10 protein-coding genes and 3 pseudogenes are annotated in these 9,385 nt (G+C 64.8%); 9 read left to right on the top strand and 4 right to left on the bottom strand.

Annotated features, from left to right (window positions below):
* A pseudogene (locus JOY90_RS07085) lies at positions 1 to 1,434 on the bottom strand (indolepyruvate ferredoxin oxidoreductase family protein); the annotation flags it as partial.
* A 278-nt stretch (positions 1,435 to 1,712) separates the two neighbouring features.
* Here JOY90_RS07085 and JOY90_RS07080 point away from each other — a divergent pair.
* Both JOY90_RS07080 and JOY90_RS07075 read left to right on the top strand, forming a co-directional pair.
* Complete coding sequence (locus tag JOY90_RS07080) at positions 1,713 to 2,921, top strand: cytochrome c (RefSeq protein WP_291690433.1); 1,209 nt, start codon at positions 1,713 to 1,715, stop codon at positions 2,919 to 2,921.
* A gap of 149 nt (positions 2,922 to 3,070) precedes the next feature.
* Positions 3,071 to 3,490, top strand: a complete 420-nt coding sequence (locus tag JOY90_RS07075; protein ID WP_291690432.1) for a hypothetical protein — start codon at positions 3,071 to 3,073, stop codon at positions 3,488 to 3,490.
* A 76-nt stretch (positions 3,491 to 3,566) separates the two neighbouring features.
* Here the strand turns inward: JOY90_RS07075 and JOY90_RS07070 are convergent, their stop codons facing one another.
* Together JOY90_RS07070 and JOY90_RS07065 are read right to left on the bottom strand one after the other, a co-directional pair.
* Positions 3,567 to 4,382 (bottom strand): oxaloacetate decarboxylase, encoded by an 816-nt coding sequence (locus JOY90_RS07070; RefSeq protein ID WP_291690431.1) that lies wholly within the window; start codon positions 4,380 to 4,382, stop codon positions 3,567 to 3,569.
* Between the two features lie 104 nt (positions 4,383 to 4,486).
* Positions 4,487 to 4,795 (bottom strand): NIPSNAP family protein, encoded by a 309-nt coding sequence (locus JOY90_RS07065; protein WP_291690430.1) that lies wholly within the window; start codon positions 4,793 to 4,795, stop codon positions 4,487 to 4,489.
* Between the two features lie 157 nt (positions 4,796 to 4,952).
* Here JOY90_RS07065 and JOY90_RS07060 point away from each other — a divergent pair, with 157 nt between their 5' ends.
* The 4 genes from JOY90_RS07060 (at position 4,953) to JOY90_RS07045 (ending at position 6,964) form a co-directional block, all read left to right on the top strand.
* Positions 4,953 to 5,654: a helix-turn-helix transcriptional regulator gene (locus JOY90_RS07060; RefSeq protein ID WP_291690429.1), complete on the top strand. Its 702-nt coding sequence runs from the start codon at positions 4,953 to 4,955 to the stop codon at positions 5,652 to 5,654.
* A gap of 12 nt (positions 5,655 to 5,666) precedes the next feature.
* Entirely contained in the window at positions 5,667 to 5,807 is a 141-nt protein-coding gene (locus tag JOY90_RS07055) for an SDR family NAD(P)-dependent oxidoreductase (RefSeq protein WP_291690428.1), read from the top strand.
* Positions 5,798 to 6,184, top strand: coding sequence for an SDR family NAD(P)-dependent oxidoreductase (locus JOY90_RS07050; protein ID WP_291690427.1), 387 nt, complete (start codon positions 5,798 to 5,800; stop codon positions 6,182 to 6,184). Before JOY90_RS07055 ends, JOY90_RS07050 begins: the two co-directional genes overlap by 10 nt.
* A 576-nt stretch (positions 6,185 to 6,760) precedes the next feature.
* Positions 6,761 to 6,964, top strand: a complete 204-nt coding sequence (locus JOY90_RS07045) for a GDCCVxC domain-containing (seleno)protein (protein ID WP_291690426.1) — start codon at positions 6,761 to 6,763, stop codon at positions 6,962 to 6,964.
* A 101-nt stretch (positions 6,965 to 7,065) separates the two neighbouring features.
* Here JOY90_RS07045 and JOY90_RS07040 read toward each other — a convergent pair whose 3' ends face one another.
* On the bottom strand, positions 7,066 to 7,497 hold the full coding sequence (locus JOY90_RS07040) for a helix-turn-helix domain-containing protein (protein ID WP_291690425.1): 432 nt from the start codon (positions 7,495 to 7,497) through the stop codon (positions 7,066 to 7,068).
* Between the two features lie 88 nt (positions 7,498 to 7,585).
* On the opposite strand from JOY90_RS07040, the gene JOY90_RS07035 reads away from it, so the two are divergent.
* The 3 genes and pseudogenes from JOY90_RS07035 to JOY90_RS07025 form a co-directional block, all read left to right on the top strand.
* The gene (locus JOY90_RS07035) at positions 7,586 to 7,966 is read left to right on the top strand and encodes a nuclear transport factor 2 family protein (RefSeq protein ID WP_291690424.1); all 381 of its coding nucleotides are present in this window, start codon (positions 7,586 to 7,588) and stop codon (positions 7,964 to 7,966) included.
* 286 nt (positions 7,967 to 8,252) lie between these two features.
* Positions 8,253 to 8,995 (top strand): annotated as a pseudogene (locus JOY90_RS07030) (SDR family oxidoreductase).
* A gap of 103 nt (positions 8,996 to 9,098) precedes the next feature.
* Positions 9,099 to 9,385 (top strand): annotated as a pseudogene (locus tag JOY90_RS07025) (alpha/beta hydrolase); the annotation flags it as partial.

The following is a 9,385-nucleotide window of genomic DNA, read 5'->3' as shown; positions in this document are numbered from 1 at the left end:
CATGTGGGTGTAGGTCTCGGTGTTGCGGTCCATCCACAACGCCATGAAGTGGCAGCCGATGCCGGCAAAGGCGCGGCTGCCTTCCGGCACCTTGGTCGAGGTGTTGTGCGGACAGCCCGAGCAGAAATAGGGCGTGCGGGTCACCGGTGCCGTCGCCTGCACCTGGCTGGCGTCTCGGCCATTGAACCAGTCGGCCTTGGCGCGCAGCATGTCGGCGATTTCGGGATTGAGGTTGAGGCGGAGCAGCCGCTCGGTCAGCGAGCTTGCCAGCGACGCGACCGACAGCTCGGCGGCGAAAGTGAGAAAGCGCTTGTCGTGGTCGTCCATCTTGCCGACGATGCGCGGGCGGACGTCATCGCGCCAGTTGAACAGCTCCTGCTTGACCTGGTTCTCGACGATCTCGCGCCGCTCCTCGATGATGAAAATCTCCTCGAGCCCGACCGCGAACTGGCGCACGCCTTCCGGCTCCAGCGGCCAGGGCATGCCGATCTTGTAGAGGCGGATGCCGATCTTGGCGGCGATCTCCGGCGTGATGCCGAGCTCGCGCATCGCCTGGCGGATGTCCTCATAGCTCTTGCCGGACGCCATGATGCCGTAGCGCGCGTTCGGCGAATCCATGGTGACGCGGTTGACCTTGTTGGCGCGGGCAAAGGCGATCGCGGCATAGCCCTTGTGGTCCTGCAGCCGGAGGTCCTGCGCGAAGCGGTCATCGGGCCAGCGCAGGTTGAGCCCACCCGGCGGCATCTCGAAATCGCCCGGGATGACAAACGGCTTCATCTCGTCGGTGAGGTCGATCTCGGCGGTGGTCTCCACCACCTCGGTGATCACCTTCATGCCGACCCAGCAGCCGGAATAGCGCGACATCGCGATGCCGAGCAGCCCCATCTCGATCATCTCGTGGATGCTGGAGGGGTAGAGATAGGGCATCAGCGCGGAGATGAAGGCATGGTCGGACTGGTGCGGGACGGTGGAGGATTTGGCGCCGTGGTCGTCGCCGGCCAGGCACAGCACGCCGCCCTTCTTGGCCGAGCCCGCGGTATTGCCATGGCGGAAGACATCGCCGCAGCGGTCGACGCCGGGACCCTTGCCGTACCAGATGCCGACCACGCCATCGTAGTTCGCGCCGGGCGAGAGATTGAGTTGCTGCGAGCCCCACACCGCGGTCGCCGCGAGGTCCTCGTTCACGCCGGGCTGGAACTTGATGTTGTACTGCTCGAGATGTTTTCGCGCGGCGAAGAGCTGCTGGTCGTAACCGCCGAGCGGCGAGCCGCGGTAGCCGGAGATGAAGGCCGAGGTGTTGAGCCCGGCGGCGCGATCGCGCCTGATCTGGGCCATGGGCAGGCGGACCAGCGCCTGGATGCCGGTCATGAAGACATGACCGGTCGACTGGGTATATTTCTGATCGAGACTGATCGGCCCCTGGTTGATGCCCATTAAAGCCCTCTCTGGCGTTGGCCCGCCCAACGTTCCTAACCTAGTGGTCGCGGCGCCGGTTGCCACTCTATGGCGGGATTTTTGCGCCCGTGCATCACAAATCGGCTCGGCAGGAGCCATGGAGCGCGAATCGCAATTTCGTGTTCGCAGAAGTCATCCGCATTTCGTTTTGTGTCGTTGCCGGCGGTGCCGGCGAAACAGCATGACGTTCCGCATGCCGCGGTTTCGCGCTATACGACTTCGCCAAAGTTTCATTTTCATTACGGAAGACATCAACCGTGCGGGTGATTCTCGCAGCCCTGTTTTTGTGCAGTGCATTGGCGCCTTCGCCGGCGTCGGCCGAACCATCCGCCGAGACGATCGAACAGGGCAAGGCGCTGGCGGTGGCAGGCGACTGCACCGGCTGCCATACCGCCGACGCCGACAAGCCGTTTGCCGGGGGCAAGCGGATCGAGACGCCGTTCGGCGCGGTCTATGCGCCAAACCTGACGCCGGACCGCGATACCGGGATCGGCGCCTGGAGCGACGCGGATTTCGTGCGCGCGCTGCGCTTCGGCGTGGCGCCGGACGGCTCGCACTATTATCCCGCCTTTCCCTACCCCTACTTCACCCGGATCACGCATGACGACATCCTGGCGATCCGGGCCTATCTCGCGACGCTCGCGCCGGTCAGCAACAAGACGCCGCCGCCGGAGCTGCGCTTTCCGGCGAATCATCGCGTGGTGATGCGGCTGTGGGACTATCTGTTCTTCCGGCCCGGCATCTACCAGCCGGACCAGGGCAAGAGCGCGGAATGGAATCGCGGCGGCTACCTCGTGCGAGGGCTCGGCCATTGCGGAGCGTGCCACACGCCGAAGAACATGCTGGGCGCCAAGAAGCGCGGACGGGCGTATTCCGGCAACGAGGTCGGCGGCTGGTACGCGCCCAGGCTCGACGCCGCCCTGCGCAGCGGGCTGAAATCCTGGAGCGTCGATGACATCGTCGAATATCTCAAGAGCGGCCGCAACGCCAAGAGCCATGCCGACGGGCCGATGGCCGAGGTCGTCGTCAACTCGACCTCGAAGATGAGCGACGCCGACCTGCAGGCGATCGCCGTCTACCTCAAGGACCTGCCGGCCGGGCCGCCGGAGCCTCAGGTCGGACCGCCCCCGGAAGCCGCGATGAAATCGGGGGCCGCGCTCTACGGCCGCGCCTGCGTCTCCTGTCATGAGCAGGACGGCACCGGCGCGCCGCGCATCTATCCGCCGCTGCCGGGCAACGCGCTGCTGCAGTCGACCGACCCCGCGAGCACCCTCCGCATCATCCTCGACGGCGCGCAGAGCGTGACCACGGAACGGGCGCCCAATCCGGGCTCGATGCCCGGCTATGCCAAGGAGTGGAGCGACCAGGAGATCGCCGACGTCGCCACCTATATCCGCAACGCCTGGGGCAATGCGGCGCCGGCGGTGACCGCCGACGAGGTCGCCAAGGCGCGGCGTATGCCGTGAATCCTCACGGCACGTCTCGCGTCGCAACCGCCCGGAACCTGGGTGCGAGTTCCCCGGCACAGGCCCGCATCCTCCTCATGCAACCCGGCCCGCGCCCGGAACCAGGGCCGACGATGGCGGTTGTCACCCGACGAAAGGAGGAGCCATTCATGAGCAACGAACGCATTCCGACCGATCCCTATGACCGGATTCCGGCCGATCCTGATGTCGAGCGTCTCGATGACCCGAGCCCGCGTGGCCGGACCGGGCTGGAGGAGGAATTCCCGGACCCCGAAACCGGCGAGCGCCCGATGACTACCGGCAAGATCGCGCTGTTTGCACTCTGCGTCGCGCTGGTGCTGGGCGCCGTGTTCTACGGCATGAACCACACCGGCAGCGACCAGGCTTCGACCACGCCGCCTTCGCAGACGGCGCAAACGGCACCATCGTCGCCACCAGCACCTTCCGGCGCGCGTGATGTCACCCCGCGCACCAACGACCAGCCCGGCATGACCACCGGCGCGGCGTCGACCAACCGCCCGACCCCGCCGCAGGCGGCCCCGCAGGGCACCGAGGCGGCGCCGAAATAACAACGATAACAGGCTCGCGAAACTGGCGCGCAGTGGCTGAAAGCCGTTGCGCGCTTTTTTTCGTCGTTGAAGCCGTTCAGCCGAACAGCTTGTTCAGCTCGCCGCCGGAATAGCCCTTGGCGAGCGCGGTGAAAGTACCGCGCTCGGCCATCTCCTTGGCCGCATCCATGAAGCCGGTCCAGGCGCAGCGGGCCAGCGCGCCGCCGACACTGATGCGGCGCACGCCGAGCGCTTCGGCCTCCGCGAGCGACAGCCCGGAGGCGCCGATCAGAAGGTTGACGGACTTCGGTGCCACCGCCTTCACCACCGCGGAGATTTCCTCCCTGGTCTTGATGCCCGGGGCATAGAGGCAGTCCGCGCCGGCTTCGGCATAGGCCAGCAGGCGGTCGATCACGAGCTTCAAGTCGGGCTGCCCCCACAGGAACGCCTCGCAGCGGCCGGTGAGCAGCACGCCGCTGTTATCGGCATCGATCGCCTGCCGCGCCGCCTTGATACGCTCGATCGCGAGGCTTCGATCGTAGAGCGGTCTTGTCTGATCCCCGGTGGAATCCTCGATCGATAACCCGGCGACCCCCGTCTTGACGCCGCGGGCGACGTTGGCGCCGACCGCCGCCGCCTCGACGGCAAAGCCGCCCTCGAAATCGGCGTTGACGGGAATGTCCACGGCCGCGCAGATCGCGGCCAGATGCGTGCAGACGTCGTCGACGGTGACGCGGTTGTCCGCCCTGCCGATGGTCCAGGCGAAGCCGGAGCTGGTCGAGGCGAGCGCCTTGAAGCCCTGATGCTGCAGCGCCTTGGCGCTGCCGATGTCGAAGGGATTGGGAATGATGAAGCAGCCCGTCTCATGAAGCTTGCGAAAACGGGCGCGCTTGTCGGACGTCGTCACCGGCATGGGGTCTCCCCTTTCTCTTCTCTCTTCCGATCGATGGCCGCGCTTAGATAGCGGCGCGGCACGGGCCGCGCCAGTGCTGCCATCTGCCGCCAATCGAACCCCGGTCAAGCCGCGACCTTGCGCAGGAAGGTGCGCTCCTCCGCAAGGATGAACTTGTTCTCCTCGGCGAAGTTGAAATTCGCCACGCCTTCCTCGTCCTGGCGCAGTCGCGCCCGATAGGCCTCGTACGCGGCCAGACTCTCGAACGAGATCAGCGCGAAGGCGATGTTGTTGGTGCCCTCGTGCGGCATGAAATAGCCGATCAGGTCGCCGCCACAGCGCGGGATGATCGAGAGCCAGCGCCTGGAATACTCCTCGAACTGCGCGCGCTTGAACGGGTCGAGCTGATAGCGGATGAAGACGGTAACGGTCATGGGTGACTCCGGCGTTACGGCATGTCATCGCGAGCGACGGCGAAGCAATCCGCCACTCCGCAATGAACGGATTGCTTCGTCGCTTCGTTCCCCGCAATGACGACGGCCGCGAGACTAGGCCCTTGCCCAACGCCGATGCTTCGGCTATCATCGAAGCATGAAAGCTGGACCCGACATCGCCATGGTCGCCTCTCTCGTCGGCGACCCCGCCCGCGCCAACATGCTGACGGCGCTTTTGAGCGGCCGCGCGCTGACCGCGAGCGAGCTCGCGCAGGAGGCCGGCGTGACGCCGCAGACCGCGAGCTCCCATCTCGCCAAGCTCGAGGCCGGCGGGCTGGTCGAGCCGGAGAAGCAGGGCCGCCACCGCTATTATCGCCTCACCGACCCCGACGTTGCCGGCGTGCTGGAGGGTCTGGCAGGATTGGCCGCGCGGGCCGGCCACATGCGTGTGCGCACCGGTCCGAAGGATCCGGCGCTGCGCCGCGCCCGCATCTGCTACGACCATCTCGCCGGCGATCTCGGCGTGCAGATGCTCGACAGCATGAGAGCGCAGAAGCTGGTGCGGCACAGGAAGCAGGAGATCGAGCTGACGGCGGATGGCGCGCGCTTCCTGGAGCAGCATCTGCAGATCTCGGAGCCCATGCTGGCGCATCCGCGCCGCCCCGTCTGCAAGGCCTGCCTCGACTGGAGCGAGCGGCGGCATCATCTCGCCGGCACGCTCGGCGCCGCCATGATGGCGCGCTTCGCCGAATTGAAGTGGGCCGCGCGGGACCCGACCCCCGGCAGCCGCGTGGTCAATTTCACCCGCAACGGCGAGAAGCGGTTCGCAGCGCTGTTTCCGAACACGCATTCGCATTAGAGGAGAGAAGCGATGGACCTGAAGGGCGTCGTTGCGTTGGTGACGGGCGGCAATGGCGGGCTGGGGCAGCGCATCTGCCACGCGCTCGCGCAGGAGGGCGCGCATATCGCGGTCATGTATGCGCGCAGCCGCGACCGGGGCCGATGCGCCTGACCAAGGCGGTGGCCCCCATCATGAAGGCCCAGGGGCGAGGCCGCATCGTCAACATCGCTTCGGTCGCAGGGCTCAGCCCGACCGGCTCTTCCATCGCTTATGCCGTGTCGAAGGCGGGGCTCATTCATCTGACGCGCTGCATGGCGGTGGCGCTCGCGCCCGAGACGCTCGTCAACTGCGTGGCACCGGGTCTCTTGGACGGCACGCGCGCGACAGCCAATCTCCGGCCCGAGCAGATCGAGCGCTCCGCATCGAGCTCGCTCCTGAAGCGGCCTGCCGACAAGGAAGACTGCGCCGACATGGTGGTCGCCATGTGCCGCACCGAAACCATGACCGGTCAGACCGTCGTCATCGACTCCGGACGCATCTTTCATTGAGACGACGGGCTTGACCAGACAGCTTCGAACGGCTCGTTCCGTGGAGTGGGTAGAATCAACGCCTGCGCCTCGAGACGACACCTCTGATTAAGGTCCGCTTAGTGGGTATAGCGGACCGGATTTGCTCGCGCTGAGTTTTCGCATTTTGACCTAAGCGGGCATGCAGCCGCTTCTGCCGAGACTGGGAATGGCATGTAAGTGTAGGACCGTGTACTACCCCCGCCTTATGGCGGCAACAAACCGACGATCTCCAGCCGACATTTTGGCCGCGCTTGGTTTTGTAACCAGCGCCGGAGCGCTATTCGCTGCCTCCTGCTGTGTTTTGCCGCTCGTACTTGGCGGATTAGGGGCCGGGGCAGGCATTTTCGCCGTCCTAGAGGTGCTCGCCGCCTATAGAACCGCCATCCTGATTCTTAGCGTTGGAATGATCAGTATCGCTTGGGCTTTCTATTTCCCCAAACCTGGCGCGAGGAGCACGGCGGTCGCGCTATCTTTGGCGTCCATCTTGGTTGTGACGGCGGCGACTTGGGACCGGTTAGAGCAGCCGCTCCTCAGGATCATTCGTACGAGCCGGTAATGCAGTCGCAATCGACCATCACCTGCCCCTCATGCGGACATGTCTCTACGGAGACGATGCCGACCAACGCCTGTCAGTTTTTCTACGACTGCAAGGGCTGTGGTGCACGTCTCAAACCCAGGGCTGGGGATTGCTGCGTCTATTGCTCCTATGGCTCTGTGCCTTGCCCGCCAGTTCAGCAAAACGGCAAGTGCTGCGGATAGCCCCGTCGTTGGCGGCCTCCAGTTCAATGTCGGCTAATGTTCAGCGTGAGGCTTTCGGCCCCTGACCCATCTCGGAAGTCGGCGCATCGGCACCAAAGCCTTCAGGCGGACGGCGGCCCAATATGAGATGCCCTGAGGTGCGCCATCAGCGCTTTCCATTTCTTCGGGCCTCCCTCCTCCAGCTGTTTGGCCCGTTTCGCCAGCACCGGATCTGCTGGGGTGTGGCGGCGGCCCCACGCGCCCACCTGAACGAGGAGCGGAACGAGCTCAATCGAGGCCTCGGTGAGGCTATAGATCGCCTTCTGCTTGTGGGCGGGGTCGTCACGCTTCGACAACAACCCGTTTTCAACCAGCCGCCTCAGCCGATCTGCTAGCACGTTCGAGGCAATACCTTCTTCCGATTTGGTGATGAGTTCGCGGAAGTGGCGCCGCCTGCCGAACATGATGTCGCGTATGACAATGAGGCTCCATTGATCCCCCAGAAGTTCAAGCGTCAGATTAATCGGGCATCCGGATCGTTGCGAGGTTCCCATACTATTCTCCACAAATCTGCTTGCAATTTAGGATCAGTTTCCCTAAAAGGGAACCGATTGCATATTGCAACTGGTTGGGAGAGTCTCGATGACAAGATCCAATGTCGCCGTTGTGCAAAAATACTTTCAGGCCTACACGGACAAGGATCGGGCGGCGATCGAGGCGGTTGTCGATGAGGCATTCCGTTTTTCCAGCCCGCGGGACAATCGGATTGATCGCGCGACCTATTTCCGCCGCTGCTGGAAGGTGAGCGAGGCCATCGTCGGGCGCAAAACGGTCCATGTGCTGGCCGACGACGATTGCGTTTTCATCACGTACGAATTGGCATTCACGTCTGGAAGAACCTCGCGCAATACGGAAATCATTACGCTACGCAACGGAAAGATCGTTGATGTCGAGGTCTATTTCGGTTGGTCAATTCCGCATGAAGCGCCCGAAGGAGGTTTCGTCGAAAGCGCCAGGGCTTGAGATTCCAAGTACCACTCCCGCGCCGACAAAATGCCCGTGTGGATCGTCTTGACTTTCCGGAAGTGGCCCGACTGAGACCCCCGGCGAGGTCCGCTATCGCGCCGCTATCAGGGGCACGGACCTCATAGGCGCCCTGATCGCCGCGCCTTGGCTGACGTTTCATTCGGTGCGCTTCCGCGTCCGGGATTCTCGGCGCCATGAAAATGCGGTATCTAGACCATCCAATATCCCAGCGTGAATCCTCCGCATCGGCCACGAGGCGCGGCGGCAAAAATGGAGAGGCAAAATGTCCAGCTCGAACGGAAAGGTCGCGGTCGTCACCGGTGGCTCCCGGGGCATCGGCGCGGCGATCGCGGAGCGGCTCGCGAGCGACGGCTTCAAGGTCGTCATCAATTATGGGGGCAGCGCGGCCGACGCGGAGGCGCTGGCGGGAAAGATCAAGCAGGCCGGCGGACACAGGCGGTGACCGCGCAAGCCGACGTCAGCGACGGCACGGCGGTGTCGCGGATGTTCGACACGGCCGACGCCGCGTTCGGCGGGGTCGACGTGCTCGTCAACAATGCCGGCATCATGCGGCTCGCGACGCTGGCCGACAGCGATGACGCATTGTTCGACAGCCAGATCGCCGTCAATTTGAAGGGCACCTTCAACACCCTGCGCGAGGCGTCGCGGCGGTTGCGCAAGGGCGGCCGCATCATCAACCTGTCCTCCAGCCAGGCCGGCCTGCTGCATCCGACCTACGGCGTCTATGCCGCCACCAAGGCGGCCGTCGAGGCCATGACCTCTGTGCTCGCCAAGGAGCTCCGCGGCCGCAACATCACCGTCAATGCGGTCGCGCCGGGACCGACCGCGACCAAGCTGTTCCTGGACGGCAAGCCGCAAGAGGTGATCGATCGCCTCAAGCAACTCGCGCCGCTGGAGCGGCTCGGCGAGCCCGTCGACATCGCCGCCGCGGTCTCGTTTCTCGCGGGCCCCGACGGCGGCTGGATCAATGGCCAGGTGCTGCGCGCCAATGGCGGGATCATCTGATCGGCCGCGATCGTCTCATCACGCGGTGTTGTTCGGCCCGTCATGCCGGGCCATGCGCGCCTTTGCTAAAGCCGGTGGCCTCGCTTCGCTTCCGGAACCCCTGATGAACCGTATCCTCGTTGCCGCGCTCGCCGCCACCCTGCTCGCCACACCGGCCCTTGCCGCGGACTATCCGCCGAGCGAGCCCTATGGCATCGATCTCGAAGGGTTTGCCTATCCCTACCCGGTCAACCTCCTCCCGCTCGTCAATGACGGTGAGCCGTTGCGCATGGCCTACATGGATGTCGCGCCGGCGCAGCCGAACGGCCGCGTGGTCGTGCTGCTGCATGGCCGGAATTTCGCGTCGAGCTACTGGGCGCCGGTGATCAGGACGCTGAGCGAGGCCGGATA

Origin of the sequence: Bradyrhizobium sp. (assembly GCF_019242285.1) — a bacterium.
Classification (GTDB): Bacteria; Pseudomonadota; Alphaproteobacteria; order Rhizobiales; family Xanthobacteraceae; genus Bradyrhizobium.
Note: the sequence above shows the minus strand (reverse complement) of the source record. Positions and strands in the feature narration are given on the sequence as shown.